The following is a 15,451-nucleotide window of genomic DNA, read 5'->3' as shown; positions in this document are numbered from 1 at the left end:
CCCTTCTCTGGAATCTGCCGTTATACTGCCGCGCTAGACGTGCATTGATGGCGTGCTTCCTGACTGACTACACCGCAGAAGAGCAATGAGTCAGTTCACAGCGTCATATGGCAAGGTAGCGTGATTGACACAGTAATCGATTGGGGTTTCGTATGGGTGGAATTGGATGAAACAGCTATACCTGGTGCAGCTATGAATCTCGAACATCTATGACTATCGGATTGATGTGCACTATCACTATCCATGATTCCCACCCCCTTAGGTTCACACAGCGATCATCGGTGACCATGCCATGAACTCAGACAGCGGTTTGTGCTTCCCTTTGGTTGTCATCGTTCAAGCTTCAACCTCACGGGGCAATGATGTTGCATTAATCAATGCCTTGACTCGACAAAAATTGTTGACCAACGAACAGTGTCTCCACTGTGCTGCGGCAGCAACCCGTATCCCCGTGGCAGTCTCGCCTACCGACGGCTAAAGGATAGGCTTCACACATTTTATTTGTCAACTTCCTTCAATCAGCGAGTCCTCTCGACAGCCCTCTCGGTTTCACTACCAGCGCAGCGACACTCCGAGTAGAGAGCGTGCGGGATACTACTTGCGTGAAGAAATTCAAGGAACGGTTCGACGTATTCAGCGATGCGGTCTTCGCCATCATCCTTACCATCATGGTCTTGGACGTACCGGTCGAGGTTCTCAATGGCGAACTGAACTATATGGAACTCGCCCAGAATATTGGCATTTATGTGGTGAGCTTCTGCTTCGTTGCCAACTGCTGGTACAAGCATGCCTTGATGTTCAATGAGGTTGACAAGGTGCCACATACGGTCATCATTCTTGACTTTCTGCTGCTTCTTTCAGTGTCCCTGATCCCCGCGTTCACGAAGCTGATGATCTCGGACATCGCACAAGGCACCGTCATGCTGTGCGGCACGGCGTATCTGATCGTGACGATTCTTGAAGTGGTCATAGCCAGAGCAATACTGCCAGCAAAATATCAGGACGCGGCACAGATGAAGCAGGTGTACACCTATATTTTCGGTTCCGCCTATCTGACCAATAGCGCGCTATTGGTTGTCTTCATCGCTCTCGCATACTTCCGTCCATACTTTGGGCTGGTTCTGTTCATCATCATCCCCATACGCTCATTTATCTCAAATGCTGGGAAACAGCAGAATTTCAACGATATCTCGCAGTTGGACAGTCAGGGAGTATCGAGCTTCATGAAGCTTTCGCAGTCCGACAAGCGTCGGTTCCTCATGATTCTTCGACGCTACATTGGACAGATGCGCAGTCCAAATCTCAGCAGAGACGACAAGAATGCCGCCTGGACGCGTTTCGTCAATGACGTTCAGCGTTCCTTCGGAATCAGCGAAGAGCAGGCATCGCAATGGTTCCATGACGCAACGTTGGAGCACAAAAGTTATCGAGACAGTCAGACCCAGCATGAAACGATGGCTCAACGACCCTACGACAGGGGCACATTGCAGCATGGCATGCCACTGCCTCGGCATGGCAGGAGAAATCGTCAGCAACGTGGCAGACGACACTAGCCAGCCTTGACCCATGCTGGAATATTTACTATAGATTGAACCCGCAGCAGTGGGTTTGGGAACATTGCGTGAAACAATGTTTCAACGATTGATGACAAGGACGGGGTAACCGGCATGCAAGAGACTCGACATATAACAATTCTTTCAGCTTCCGAAACGGGTAATTCCCGTGGGGTGGCCGAAGATTTGCTCGCAACGGTGCAGCCGCTCTTCAGCAACGTTCGCCTTGTCGATTCCATTGATTACGAATGTGAAGACTTTGCCGAAGAGGATATCCTTATCATGGTCACCTCGACGCAGGGTGAAGGTGAGCCGCCATTCGAGGCGGAGGATCTCTACGACTTCATCATGGGCAAGGATGCGCCGAAGCTGAGCTCGATGTCATTTGCCGTGCTTGGTCTGGGAGACAGCGCATACGGCGAAAGCTACAACCTGATGGCACGTCAGTTCGATGCACGATATGAACAGCTTGGCGCACGAAGAATCCTGAAGCACGGCGAATGCGATTTCGACTATGAACTGGCGGCGCAGCAGTGGATTCATGAACTCATGCCAGTGTTACAGAAAGAACTACGACTTTCCCAAGGCACCCCTCAGAGCAAATCCAAGATTCCAGCCGATGCAGCAGATGACGCTGAAGTCACGGAAGCCTCAGCACCTGCTCAGGATCCGTCTCAACCAGACGCTCAGCAGCGCACTGCAACAGCGATGCATGATTCATCGCCGGTGAAGCCGAATGCACAGAGGGGCATAACACAGGCCGGAACAACCAAAAAGAACGCCAAGTCCAACGGCTTCCAGGAATTCCAAGCCATCCTTGAAGCGCGAAGCATGCTGACATCGTCGACTTCGGAGAAACAGGTGTACAGCATACGTCTGCGACTTCCCTCGATGGAGACCGCATTCCTTCCCGGCGACATGGTCACCGTTCAGTATCCGAATTCCAGCAAGACGGTCGAGCGTCTTCTGAAGAATGCGTTCGCTGACAAGGCATCTCAGGTAGATGCCCGCATCGTGGACATATTGCAAAGTTCCAAGGACATTTCGCGCAACACCCCTGCGCTGATAGAGCGATACACGCAATATGCCCCGGAGAGCCCATTTGCCGGTCTGCAGACGGACAACCAAGTTCTCAGAGACTACGCGCAGACTCACCCACCATATGCGCTGTTCCAGGACTTTCCAGCTCAAATAACACCAGACCAGATGCTTGCGCTGTTCACATCGAGCAACAGGCGTCTGTATTCGATTTCGAATGCCGCCTCCGTCTCGTCTGGATATATTGAACTGACGGTGACCAAGGTTCAGTTCGGTTTCCGAAATGAGCACATTGTGGGGGAGTGCACCAACTATCTGACAAGTGCACCGCTGGGCACGCCCATCACGATTTCAATTCTTGCCAATAAACGATTCCGACTTCCTGAGCAGCAGTCGTCAGACATCATCATGGTTGGTCTCGGCTCAGCAATCGCACCCTATCGAGCGTTTCTTCAGGAGCGGGCCTTGCATGCTGGCGAAAGTGGCAGAAACTGGCTCATCGTCGGCAACAGAAATCCCGAGCAGGACTATCTCTATCGAGATGAACTCGAACGGTATCTCGAACAGGGCGTGCTCGAATCCCTTGACATTGCATGGTCTCGCTATGGTGATGTTCGTGAACACGTTCAAAATGTCGTATTGCATCAGGCGAGAAAACTCTACGAATGGCTCGAATCGGGTGCGTACCTCTATATCTGCGGCCATGACCATGCGGCGATTGCATCCATAGAGCAAAGCCTTACACGGGCGGTGATGCTCAGCGGCAGACTGACACGTGACGAAGCCGAATCATATATCGCTGAATTGCAGCGCACCAACCACATTCAGCAGTAGCGTGTGAGGAGTCGCCTTCAGCAAGACAGTGCTGTCAGCAAGACATGGCTTGCAATCAGCTATGACAATCGAATCAGACATGGCAATGCCTCGCTTGCGGATATGCGCAAGCGAGGCATTGTAGTTCGTTCCCATGTTCCGGGGTTCAGCCACTACAGTTCACTCGACACTGCTGCAGTGACTGGGTCTTCCGGATCACATGGCTCATGCCTCGGGGACGTCGCCTTCCTCTGCATGGTTGAATACTGGCTTGTTATCGCCATCGAATTGGTAGATGCCAATGCTTGCAGAGCTTGGATCGTTGCTCTTGTTGAAGGGACCGATGCCGGACTGACCTTTGTAATGAATGGCTTTCTTGTCCTTGAGTAGGCTCAGGCATGCCTTATAGCTCGTGCATGTCGTGCCACCATCGGCTCCTGATACTGCGGCCAGATTGTCTTTGATGGTGGTGCCGTCGGTTTTACCGCCCTTTTCAGCGGCGAGAGCTGCGAGAATCGCACCATCATAGGTCTCTGCGGAATAGGTGAAGTCAGCGAGTTTCGGCGTTACCGACTTCAGTTGCTTCTGGAAAGCATCGCTGGGGTGAGCGCCTGGAATCGTACCCTGAGCGCCCTTGAGCATGCCAGCCTCGAAGTCCTTGGAATAGTCGGCAGTGTTGCCATCGACCATGTACAGCTTGGTCTTCGTGTCAACGCCCTGGCTGCTCATTTCCTTCAGGAGCTGCTTGGTCTGATCGAATGCGATGACCAGAACAGCATCAGGCTTGGTTGCCTTTATCGAGGTGACCAGCGACGAGAAGTTGGTCTCTGAAGGATCGAAGGTGTCCTTTTCACCATAGACAATCTTTACACCTGCTGCCGTCGCGGACTTGACCACGGCGTCACGCAGGTTCGTGCCATAGGTGTCGTTGAAGACGGCGATGGCAAGATTCTGAACGCCATTCTGAGCAATCAGATTGCCCATCACAGCACCTTGAACGGAATCAGGCGGAACCGTTCTGAAGAAGTACGGGCTGATGCCTGAAAGGGTCGGTGAGGTTGCACCCATGGAAATCATGGGAACCTTCGCCTCGGCTACGGACTTGTATGTGTTGAGCACCACGGAGCTGGATGCAGGTCCAAGTATCACGGACGGATTCTTGGACAGCACTGATTGCGCACCGGCGGTGTTCTGATCAGCGTGGTCTGCATCGGAAATATCGGCGCTTACCGTCTGAATCTTGGTGCCCAGGACTCCGCCAGCGGCGTTGATGTCCTTGGCTGCCAGCTTCCATGCGCTGGTTTCAGCCGGTCCGAGATACGCCAAGGAACCGGTCTCTGGGAATAGTCCGCCCAGCACGAATGCTTTGGATGATCCTGAAGAACTCGATGAGGATGATCCACAGCCTGATAATGCGAGCACCAACGCGGCGCCTGCAGCGAGTGTCGAAGACAGATACTTTCTTGATGATTTCTTATTCATGTTTCCCTACTCTTCCTTTTCTCTGTTTGGTATAACACGGAAAAATTTCAATGGTGAAAAAGCGAATCCGATCAGGAATCCTCTTCTTCCAGATTGCCGAGATAGAGCGAAATGACCTTGGGATCGTTCAGCAGATCTCGTCCGGAACCGGTATAGGCGTTGCGTCCCTGATCCAGAACATATCCGCGGTGGCAAATCTGAAGGCATCGGCGAGCATTCTGTTCAACGATGATGACGCTGACACCGGCGGCGTTTACCTGACGCACACGGATGAAGGTCTCGTCCTGCAGCATCGGGCTCAGACCGGCAGAAGGCTCGTCAAGCAGCAGCACCGTGGGCTTCATCATCAGCGCGCGTCCCATCGCAACCATCTGCCGTTCACCGCCAGAAAGTGAGCCAGCGGTCTGATCCTTGCGTTCTGCGATCCGAGGGAAGATGGAAGCTACGTAGTCGAAGCGTTCCTTGAACACCTTCGGATGCTGATATGCACCCATCTGCATGTTTTCGCTCACCGTCAGGCTTGGGAATACGTTCTCTGTCTGCGGTACGAATCCCACACCTCGGGTTACGAGCTTGTCTGCACGCATATTGGTTATGTCAGTGCCCTTGAGCGTCAACGAACCAGAATTGATGTGCACGAGTCCAAAGAGGGATTTCAGCAATGTAGACTTTCCCGCACCATTGGGGCCGATGATGCCGACGATTTCGCCATCATGCAAGGTCAGCGAAGCACCGTTGAGGATGTTGACCCCAGGAAGATACCCAGCAATGAGATTGTCGGCTTCCAGCAATATTTCCTGGGTGTCCGTCTCAGTCTGGGCATTGCTGCGGAGCTCGCTATCGTGTGATCGTTCTTCGACTGCCAATGTCATGCTTGCTCCTTTCCATCGACTGAAGGCTCTTCTTGTGGGAGTGGAGCGGATGTCTGCGTCACGTCCGACTCGGGAATGTCTCCAAGATCGATGTTTGCATGTGAACCGAGATAGGCGTCGATAACCGCCTGGTCGTTCATGACTTCGGATGGTTTGCCTTCGGCAACGATCTTGCCTTCTGCCATGACGGTGATCCAGTCGGCAATATGACGAACCATGTTCATGTCGTGTTCTACGAACAGCACCGTCGTGCCCTCTTCGCGCAGCGAAAGAATATGATCGAGAAGAGACTGCTTCAACGCCGGATTCACACCTGCCATAGGTTCGTCAAGCATGACCAGTTTCGGATTGCTCATCAAGGCACGAGCCATTTCGAGCAATTTTCGCTGACCTCCCGACAGTGATCCGGCATAATCATCCTTCTTCTTCCAGAGCAGGAATCTCTTGAGCAGCTCACTGGCCTGTTCGGTGATCTCTCGTTCGCGTGACTTCCACAGTCCTGGAACCAATGAACGCAGCATGCCTTCGCCGCTCTGACGCTGCGAACCCAGAAGCATGTTGTCCATGACCGTAAGCCGGTTCATGACCTTGGTGAGCTGAAAGGTTCTTACCATGCCCTTGCGTGCAACCTGTTCAGGGGATACCTTGGCCAAATCCATGCCGTCAAAGTTCCATGCACCGGTGTTCGGCGTATCGAAGCCAGTCATCAGATTGAAGAAGGTCGTCTTGCCAGCACCGTTTGGACCAATCAGGGCCGTAATGCCGTGCCGTTCAATCTCGAAATGGTCTACATCGACTGCTGTCATGCCTCCGAATCGTCGTGTGACTTTGTCCGCAACGAGTATGGGATCGGGTTTCTTGACCCCAGGAATTGGTTTCACGAATTCGAGATCCTTGGCTACGCGATCCACGAATGCGGTTGAGATAAGCCCCTCGGCTTGCTCCTTGTTCATGGGCCATTTGGTCATGTCCTGAAAAGCAGACCGCTGGCCGCCACCATCATGGGTGCCGTTACTTGCCGTGGCGGCAGTGGCAGCGGATTGTTCCACTGGTGCCTTGTCTTCAGGAGTGTTCTGTGATGTATCACGCATTGAACGCCAACTCCTTTCTATCTCCTAGCAATCCTTGCGGTCTGAAGATCACCAGACACATCAGTGCAACCCCGACGATGACCCATCCCAGTGATTCAATCTGGCTTGAGGAGATGATGGAGTCGGGTATGACACTTCGCATGATTTCCTTGACGAAGGTCAAGAGCACCCATAGCAGGCAGGATCCTAGAATCGGTCCGAAAATCGTTGCAGCACCGCCGAGAAGCAGGATCGTCCATACATAGAAGGTGACCTGACGGCCGAGTGAGTCTGGCTGAACGGAACGCGGCAGCACGAAGATGATGCCTGCGATGGCACCGAAGGATCCACCCAAGAAGAGTGACTCGAGCTTGAAGCGGGTCACTGATTTACCCAATGAGCGCACTGCATTCTCGTCCTCGCGTATGCCTTTCAGCACACGACCCCAGGGTGAATGGAACCAACGCCATGTCAACCATGCTGCAATCAGAACCAGTACCCAAGAGACAATGCGAATCCACCAGGAATCAGCCACATTGTTGGAATACGACCACAGAAGAATCGTTGATCGACCCTCTGGCAAGGGTGAGCTGCTCTCGAATTGATTGGTGAAGTTCTGAGGTGAAATGCCGCCCGAACCACCGGTGATGGCTGTCATCGATGTGGAACGTGCAATGATTCGTATGATTTCGGCGGAAGCCAAGGTCACCATCGAAAGATAGTCAGGCCCGAGCTTCAATGTCGGAATGCCCAGCAGAATCGCATATATGGCAGCCAGAACAAGCGCCGCAAGCAATGAGGCGAAGAGATTCCATCCCATGCCCTGCGTGATGGCGAATCCGTATGCACCGAGAAGCATGAATCCCGCCTGTCCCATGTTCATCAGACCTGTCATGCCGAAATGAATGTTCAAGCCGATAGCTGCAAGTACGTAGGCTGCGGTCGTCGGTGCAAACAACTGTGCAGTGGTGTCGGTGAGCAAAGTCATGAAATCCATAGCGAGCCCCTTCTCATAATCTTCAAATACATGTCATCCAATCCTTTGCAATTTTCCAAAGATGCCTTGCGGTCTGATGAGCAGGACGATGATCAATATTGCGAGTGCGCTGGCGTAGCGCATGTCGTTGGGAATGAAGAGCGAGCTCATATCTGCGACGATTCCTATGACCAGCGAACCGACAAGCGCACCGTTCGGGGTGCCCAGACCGCCCAGCGTGACCGCCGAGAACATCAGCAGCAGGAGTAGCGCGCCGGTATTCCATTGGATGCCATTGAAATACACGCCAATGAGCACGCCGGACAATGCTGCCAATGAGGTGGAAAGAATCCATACGACACGAACGACCTCCTCCACGTTGATTCCCGATGCTGCGGCCAGTGCGCTGTTATCGGATATTGCGCGTGTGGCTCGGCCGAGTCGAGTCTGGTAGAGGAAGAACGTCACGCCAATGATGACCACGATGGCTATGGCGGCAGCGATCAGCGTGGGCGTATCCGTGGTGACGGGGCCGATTTGATACCCCTTCGGCACGTTGACCGTGATGCCCTTGACATCGCCTCCGAAGAAGAACTGGAAAAGATATTGCAAGGTCATGGACAGGCCAATCGTGACAATCATCTGCTGCATCGCTCCCACATGCTTCTTGCGCAGGGGAGACCATATCAGATCATTTTGAATCCAGCCGGTGATGCCACCGACGATGACTGCAAATATGGCAGATACGATCAGGGGCCAATGAAGAATCTGCGTACCTACATAGGCCATCAGTCCGCCAAGCGTCACTTGCTCGCCATGAGAAAATGAGCTGAGCTTGGTCGTTCCATAGACGAGATTCATTCCCATGGACATCAATCCGAGCAGCAGCCCGAATACGATGCCGCTGAACAATTGATCCCATACGCGAGCTGAAAAGTCCGCCCAAGGATTCGTGTCATCTGTAGCAGCCGCAGAGCTAGTTCGCTTGGAAGAACCTGAGCTTGAACTTGAACCAGAACTTGAGCTTGAGCTGGAAGCGCTGCTGCTCGGTGAAGACTGATCTGAACTCTGAGCCTCGTCGAAACGCACGACTTGACGAGATTTGCTGAAATCGCCCTTCTTGATTTCGACCGTTGCCTTGTCTGCCTTCAAATCGTGCGCAGAAGCGACCGTTGGATCGATGCTTACGGTATAGGATCCGTCCTTACCAACCGAAAATGCCCATCTACCGCTTGCATCGGTTGTTGTCGAAGCACTTTCTACACCGCTTAAGGTCACTGTCACATCAGCAAGAGCGTGTTGAGACTCGTCCTGGAGTATCCCGTTGACGCAACCATTGGAAGCGGTGGGATTACAAGTCTGAACGGCTTCGGCAGCCGCTGCGGGCATTGTGAAGCACGAAGCAACGCCCAGAGCCATGCATATGATTGCAAGGATTGTCAGTGGTCTTCTCCAATGACTCCGAATAGCAAAAAAATGATTCAAGAGATTTCCCTTCCCTCGGTGTGCTCTAAGATAGAGTCTGTAACCATCCAAAAGGATTGCGCTGAGGTTTCGCAAAGATTACGTTGGTTAACGACTCGAAACAAAAGCGTGCACCCTCAGTACAGATTCAAGGCAGAATTCCAGCCGCATCCATGTCGATTCCTGTGACTTTCAACGCTGTTCAACCCGGCATCGAAACGGTCCACATTCGACCACATTGCTTGATATTGCACCATGCATCGGCTCACACCTGCCATGATGAACCTTGCTGATTCATACGTTCTCGAAGCACTCCGTCGGACAGCGTTGTCACACAGCGTTATCACACAGCTTTATCACACAGCGTTGCCGCAACATATTTCAGAAAGGAAATGCTGCAATGATTGATCGAATGGTGCGTGAGGAACGCGCGTTTCGGATTTTCGCACACGCCTATGCGAAAAGTCAGGTATATGGCAGACAGTGCTGTCTGCAGATTGCATTGCTCTGTTCGGCCTGCTGGATATGCGTAGCGCCGTTGTTGCTTCAGGCGGATTCCACCGTACATGCAGCAACGGCAGGTACAGCCGTACCTGCTGATTGCAGGGCGATTTCCATATGGCCTGTTGAAAATCCGACGATAACACAGAAATTCATCGCCCCTGCACATCAGTGGTCTTCAGGTCATCGAGGCGTCGACATACAGACAACGCCTGGTCAGACGCTGTTTTCGCCTGTTTCAGGAATCATTTCCTTTCAAGGCAAGGTGGCGCAAAAATCAGTGGTCTCCATTCAGCATGGAGCCTTGACGTTCACTTTCGAGCCTGCAACTACATCGTTCGCGACAGGCGAGCACCTCATGCAGGGGCAGCCCTTCGCCACTGTCGCAGGAGTGTCCGATCATTGCGAGGATTCTTGCATCCACTGGGGCATCAAGCGAGGCGACGACTATCTCGATCCGGCATCTCGCGTTGCACGGACGCGCATAGTGCTGAAATCACCGTAGATACGTGCCGAACTCCTTGACTGGCATGTGCTCCTGACATGCTAGCCATGCACGCTGGCCTGCATGTTCACATGCTGCAACATGTCATACAAAACCCAGTGCCATTAGCCTGCACACAAGGTAGAATCGTGGAAGAGGCACGACACAGGGAGCAGCATGTACAAAGAATATACTCGTCCACTGAGTGAATTCATCGATAGTGATGTCAATATTTTCTCCATACTTCAGAAACGAGTTGACCGTGCTCCTGAAGACAAGCTGGTCGAATACAAGGATGCACACGGCACGTGGCAGGCCTTCACTGCCTTGGAGTTTCGCAACATAGTGGTCGAGCTTGCCAAGGGTCTCATTGCTCGTGGCATCATGCCCGGTGATTCCGTGTCGATCATTTCACATACTCGTTGGGAGTGGACAGCCCTCGACATGGCCATCATGTCCATCGGCGCTTTGACCGTCCCCGTCTATGAAACCAACTCACCAGCGCAGATTCGTACGATTTTCAACGATTCTAAAGTGAAAATGACTTTTGTCGAAGACGATGCCATGCGTGACAAGGTCGATTCCGTGCGTGATCAATGCGCATATCTGAATGATTTGTACGTCATTGACCTTGGTGCCGTCAACACCTTGCAGACCTATGGGCGGGGAGTCAGGGAAGAAGAGTTTCTCGAGCGCGAGTCAGCGGTCAAAGGTTCGGATCTGGCGACCATCGTGTATACGTCAGGATCGACCGGAACCCCGAAAGGCATCGAACTTTCGCACAGCAACTTCGTATCGATCACCTACTCAGGTGTGAATACCATGCCAGACATCAGTCTCAAGCCCGATAGGAGACTGCTTCTTTTCCTGCCGTTGGCACATGTCTTCGCCCGTTACATGCAGTTCTTCTCATTCGCGGGCAACGTGACACTCGGCTTGTCGAGCAACATGAAGACGATCCTCAATGACTTCAACACCTTCAAGCCAACATTCGTGCTTGCCGTTCCACGAATCTTCGAAAAGATATATAACGCCGCTTCCCAGCGCGCCGGCACTGGCTTGACAGGACGCATGTTCGTCGATGCTGCCAAAGTGGCACGTCTGAAATCCGAAGCCCAGCAGAGTGGCGAGAAACTATCCTTGGCGACTGGCGCAAAATATGCACTCTATAATAAGCTGATCTATTCCGCAATCATGAACGTATTCGGCGGCAAGGTCGAATATGCCGTTTCGGGCGGAGCTCCTCTCGACGTCTCGATAGCACACTTCTTCAATGGGGTTGGCCTGCCTTTGCTTGAAGGCTACGGTATGACGGAAACCTCAGCACCGGCAAGCGTCAATCCAACCGATGGATACAAGATCGGCACCATAGGCAAACCGCTGGGTGGCATCAGCATGGGTATCGATGAAGATGGCGAGCTGTGCATCAAGGGTGACAGCGTGTGTGTCGGCTACCATAACCACCCTGAACTCACCCATAGCCAGATCGTTGACGGCTGGCTCCATACCGGTGATCTCGGTGATATAGACGAGCAGGGCTTCGTTACCATAACCGGGCGGAAGAAGGATCTGATCATCACTGCTGGAGGCAAGAATGTATCGCCGGGAGTGTTGGAAGCCTCAGTCATGACTGCCCCCGTGGTGAGTCAATGCCTGGTCATTGGTGATCGCAAGCCATTCATTGCGGCCATCATCGCACTTGATCTTGCCGATACCAACGCGTGGCTCAAGGCTCAAGGTGCTGAAGAGGTCACCTCGTTGGCCGAGGCCAAGCATAATCCAATTGTCGTCACCGAGGTTCAACGTGCCGTAGACACGGCGAACGAACTGGTTTCGCGTGCAGAATCCATTCGCAAGTTCGAGATCGTCGATGATGAATTCACTCAGGAGAATGGCCTGATCACACCCAGTCTCAAGGCCAAGCGATCTGCAATCATCGAACGCTACAGCGATTTGATCGACAAGGTCATCTATGTACCGCGTCAAAGCGCAACACCACGCAATCGCAGAGCGTGAGTTCACGCTTCGTCCTATAGACCAGCCTCAGCAGGTGTGATGTAATCCTTGTCGAGCAGTATGGACTTGAGATTTGATGCAGATATGACGAGCTGCTCACGAGACAGAGTCGGCACTTTCGTACCCTCTATCGTGTCCTGACCGATTGAAGTCAGTGACGTAAGGTTTCCTCCTGCATTGAGCAGAGCCGTGGCGTGTGCCAGATCGGTTGCCAGGCTCTTTCGATCCTCAATCGCCGTCATCCACTGCAATCCGTCAACAATCGACGGAATATTGTCGACATAGGAGCCATAGCCCGTGATGATGGGCCAGGCCGTCGAAGACTTCCCGTCCGCAGCGGCCGAACTGTCCGAACCATCGCTGCTCGATTGTGTGGGAGCACGTTTCGGGTCGGGTGCCTTCCCCTTTTGCAAATCATGCTTGCCAGCGATGTTGCCAACGATTCCAGAGATGCTGATCTGCGGATTGATGTCGGAGGAAGATCCCGTGTAACCAAGCTTCTTCAACTCTGCGATGATGCCGGATGCGACGAAATCATTCATGGCAAGAACTCCATTGATGGTTGCGGGAACATCCTGCCCTTCGGGGGTCTTGCCAAGTCGGCTGGCAAGTGCAGTCTGTGCCGAGGATGTCTTTCTCGCGTCGAACACAACATCGTTCCAACTGGAATCGGTGCTCGAAGCCGTCAAGGTGTTCGATGGGCTGGTGACACGCCCATCGCGGTAATATGTTCCGAGCACGCTCCAAATTCCCGCAAAGGCTTCCTTGGCGAACAGATTTCCTGCCGAGTCTGTATCCGTGTCGTCGTCGGCACTGCGCGAAACGGGAATCATCACTTCAATATGCTTAGGGTTTTCCGAACTTGTCGAGTTCAATGCAAGCTTGCTGACCAGCTGCTTGGCCTGCACGATGCCGATTTCACGGGCGGTCGCCATCCTGACAAATAATTCAGGGGTGAATCCTTGAAGAGTATTGGCTACGACGATGACATGCATGCCTGAACGTTGTGCGAGACGCAGGGCAGCCACAAGACGTTCTCCGGCAGCCCGCTGCGCAAGCATCGGACCATCGTCGCCTGAACTTGATGGCGTGGGTGAGGGAGACGAAGAGTCCGAACCCGAAGGGGAGCTGGATGCGGATGAAGCATCGGCAGTTGTTTCATTCCAGCCAACGTGTTGATCTACATAATCACCGTACTGCCGGATAGCATCGTCATTGGCGGCAACTGGCGCGATGATGATGGTTTCCTGACTGGGCTTGAAGCTTTCGGATGCGCTGGAAGTACCAGAACTCTGCGAAGTGACGTGTCCTACGACATAGTCCTGAACCGCTCGGCTTTGAGCGTCGAGGCTGTCGGAGGCTGTGGTCGTGATTGCATCCTTGTGAAAGCCTTCGGTTGTAACCAAGGCATCCTGCACTTCCGGCGTGAATGTCGCCCACTTGTTCAGTGGCGTATGTTCCGAAAAGGTCACGCCATCTGCAGGCACGAACATTGCCACAGAACCTCGCACTGCTGTGCTCGAAGTGCTGCTCTTCGTCGGAGTCGGTGCCGAAGAGCATCCGAATGTGGTCGCTATCAGACACAGACTCAAGCCCATTGCGATGACATGTCCCAGTCGTTTCCCTATACAGTTCATGCAATCCCTTCGCAACAATCAACATCGTCTCATGAGCCCACCAGTATTCGAGACATCACCATTGTAGAGCCTGAGCCATACCGAAGACTGCGAGCTTGTCTCGGACATGACAAAGCCCGCTGCGAGAGGCATTCGCCTCATACGGCAACGGGCTCATACTGGCCGAAGCGAGTATTCAGTCGTGTATTTTCTTGGCGAGCGCTTCATCCAAGGCATCCATGAAGCCTTCGGTATCGAGCCAAGGCTGCTCCGGTCCTACGAGAAGTGCGAGATCCTTGGTCATCTTGCCTGATTCGACGGTTTCGATGATGACACGTTCCAGACTTTCCGCAAAGTGCTGCAACTGCGGATTGCCATCCAATTTGGCCCTATGCTTCAGACCACCGGTCCACGCATAGATGGAAGCGATGGGGTTGGTCGAGGTTTTCTCGCCCTTCTGCCATCGACGATAGTGTCTGGTCACCGTGCCGTGGGCAGCCTCTGCCTCCACGGTCTGACCGTCAGGTGTCATAAGCACCGATGTCATGAGGCCAAGCGAACCGAAGCCTTGGGCAACGGTGTCGGATTGTACGTCACCATCGTAGTTCTTGCATGCCCAGACGTATCCGCCACTCCACTTCAATGAGCTGGCAACCATGTCGTCGATGAGTCGATGTTCGTAAGTCAGACCTTCCGCATCATAGCGTTGCTTATATTCGGTTTCGAATATCTCTTGGAAGATGTCCTTGAATCTGCCGTCATAGGCCTTGAGGATCGTATTCTTCGTGCTCAGGTACACCGGGCAGTGACGCAGCAGCCCATAGTTGAAACATGCCCGAGCGAAGCCGCTGATGGATTCGTCGAGATTGTATTGAACCTGCGCGATGCCTGCGCCCGGATAGTCATAGACGAGATGCTCGATTGGAGCCGAACCATCCTCCGGAGTGAAGGTGACGGTCAGCTTGCCTTTGCCTGGAACGGTGAAATCGGTAGCCTTGTACTGGTCCCCAAATGCGTGTCTGGCGACGATGATCGGTTTGGTCCAGCCTGGAACGAGACGTGGCACATTCGAGATGACGATGGGTTCGCGGAAAATCGTGCCGCCCAGAATGTTGCGGATCGTTCCATTCGGTGACTTCCACATCTTCTTCAGACCGAATTCCTTCACTCGGGCCTCATCGGGTGTGATGGTCGCGCATTTTACCCCAACATGCGTTTTCAGAATTGCGTTGGCTGAGTCGATGGTCACCTGATCGTCGGTCCTGTCACGATTCTCGATTCCCAGATCGTAATAGTCCAGATTGAGATCAAGATATGGCAGAATCAGACGATTCTTGATGTCCTTCCATATGACGCGGGTCATTTCATCGCCGTCGAGTTCCACAACGGTGCCCTCGACTTTGATTTTGGAAGTGTTGCTTGTAGGCATGAATTCCTCCTAAGATCGCCTTGCATGGCGGCGGCTTCGAATCCCATTGATACATCATTCATGTTAACCGATTGCACCGTGGTACTCGATCTTTGGTCGGTACATGGCCACTTGAGGGTCGGGCATAGGTCGGGCAT

11 protein-coding genes and 1 riboswitch are annotated in these 15,451 nt (G+C 53.0%); of the genes, 4 read left to right on the top strand and 7 right to left on the bottom strand.

All coding sequences use genetic code 11. The annotated features are described in order from the left end of the window. Positions 1-321 precede the first annotated feature (321 nt). Positions 322-479: riboswitch (M-box (ykoK) riboswitch) on the bottom strand. A gap of 123 nt (positions 480-602) precedes the next feature. Then, positions 603-1,553: a TMEM175 family protein gene (locus QN215_RS05575; protein ID WP_369343367.1), complete on the top strand. Its 951-nt coding sequence runs from the start codon at positions 603-605 to the stop codon at positions 1,551-1,553. A 114-nt stretch (positions 1,554-1,667) separates the two neighbouring features. Then, positions 1,668-3,425: a flavodoxin domain-containing protein gene (locus QN215_RS05570; RefSeq protein WP_369343366.1), complete on the top strand. Its 1,758-nt coding sequence runs from the start codon at positions 1,668-1,670 to the stop codon at positions 3,423-3,425. A 204-nt stretch (positions 3,426-3,629) separates the two neighbouring features. Here QN215_RS05570 and QN215_RS05565 read toward each other — a convergent pair whose 3' ends face one another. The 5 genes from QN215_RS05565 to QN215_RS05545 all read right to left on the bottom strand — a co-directional run bounded on the left by QN215_RS05565 (position 3,630) and on the right by QN215_RS05545 (position 9,223). After that, positions 3,630-4,886: an ABC transporter substrate-binding protein gene (locus QN215_RS05565; RefSeq protein WP_369343365.1), complete on the bottom strand. Its 1,257-nt coding sequence runs from the start codon at positions 4,884-4,886 to the stop codon at positions 3,630-3,632. Between the two features lie 71 nt (positions 4,887-4,957). Next, the gene (locus QN215_RS05560; protein ID WP_369343364.1) at positions 4,958-5,758 is read right to left on the bottom strand and encodes an ABC transporter ATP-binding protein; all 801 of its coding nucleotides are present in this window, start codon (positions 5,756-5,758) and stop codon (positions 4,958-4,960) included. Continuing rightward, on the bottom strand, positions 5,755-6,849 hold the full coding sequence (locus tag QN215_RS05555; RefSeq protein WP_404978484.1) for an ABC transporter ATP-binding protein: 1,095 nt from the start codon (positions 6,847-6,849) through the stop codon (positions 5,755-5,757). The genes QN215_RS05560 and QN215_RS05555 overlap by 4 nt, the downstream gene beginning before the upstream one ends. Then, positions 6,842-7,825 carry a branched-chain amino acid ABC transporter permease gene (locus QN215_RS05550; RefSeq protein WP_369343363.1) on the bottom strand — a complete coding sequence of 328 codons (984 nt, stop codon included), beginning with the start codon at positions 7,823-7,825 and terminating at the stop codon, positions 6,842-6,844. Before QN215_RS05550 ends, QN215_RS05555 begins: the two co-directional genes overlap by 8 nt. A 33-nt stretch (positions 7,826-7,858) precedes the next feature. After that, positions 7,859-9,223 carry an ABC transporter permease subunit gene (locus QN215_RS05545; protein ID WP_369343362.1) on the bottom strand — a complete coding sequence of 455 codons (1,365 nt, stop codon included), beginning with the start codon at positions 9,221-9,223 and terminating at the stop codon, positions 7,859-7,861. A gap of 445 nt (positions 9,224-9,668) precedes the next feature. Here QN215_RS05545 and QN215_RS05540 point away from each other — a divergent pair, with 445 nt between their 5' ends. Further along, positions 9,669-10,274 carry a M23 family metallopeptidase gene (locus tag QN215_RS05540; RefSeq protein WP_369343361.1) on the top strand — a complete coding sequence of 202 codons (606 nt, stop codon included), beginning with the start codon at positions 9,669-9,671 and terminating at the stop codon, positions 10,272-10,274. A 156-nt stretch (positions 10,275-10,430) separates the two neighbouring features. Beyond that, complete coding sequence (locus QN215_RS05535) at positions 10,431-12,269, top strand: long-chain fatty acid--CoA ligase (RefSeq protein WP_369343360.1); 1,839 nt, start codon at positions 10,431-10,433, stop codon at positions 12,267-12,269. Between the two features lie 14 nt (positions 12,270-12,283). Here the strand turns inward: QN215_RS05535 and QN215_RS05530 are convergent, their stop codons facing one another. Both QN215_RS05530 and QN215_RS05525 read right to left on the bottom strand, forming a co-directional pair. After that, on the bottom strand, positions 12,284-13,906 hold the full coding sequence (locus QN215_RS05530) for a hypothetical protein (RefSeq protein WP_369343359.1): 1,623 nt from the start codon (positions 13,904-13,906) through the stop codon (positions 12,284-12,286). A gap of 175 nt (positions 13,907-14,081) precedes the next feature. After that, the gene (locus QN215_RS05525; protein ID WP_369343358.1) at positions 14,082-15,314 is read right to left on the bottom strand and encodes an NADP-dependent isocitrate dehydrogenase; all 1,233 of its coding nucleotides are present in this window, start codon (positions 15,312-15,314) and stop codon (positions 14,082-14,084) included. Positions 15,315-15,451: the final 137 nt, after the last annotated feature.

This window comes from Bifidobacterium sp. WK041_4_12 (genome assembly GCF_041080795.1).
GTDB classification, from domain to species: domain Bacteria; phylum Actinomycetota; class Actinomycetes; order Actinomycetales; family Bifidobacteriaceae; genus Bombiscardovia; species Bombiscardovia aquikefiricola.
The sequence above is the reverse complement of the archived record's forward strand: the minus strand, read 5'-3'. Positions and strand labels throughout refer to the sequence as shown.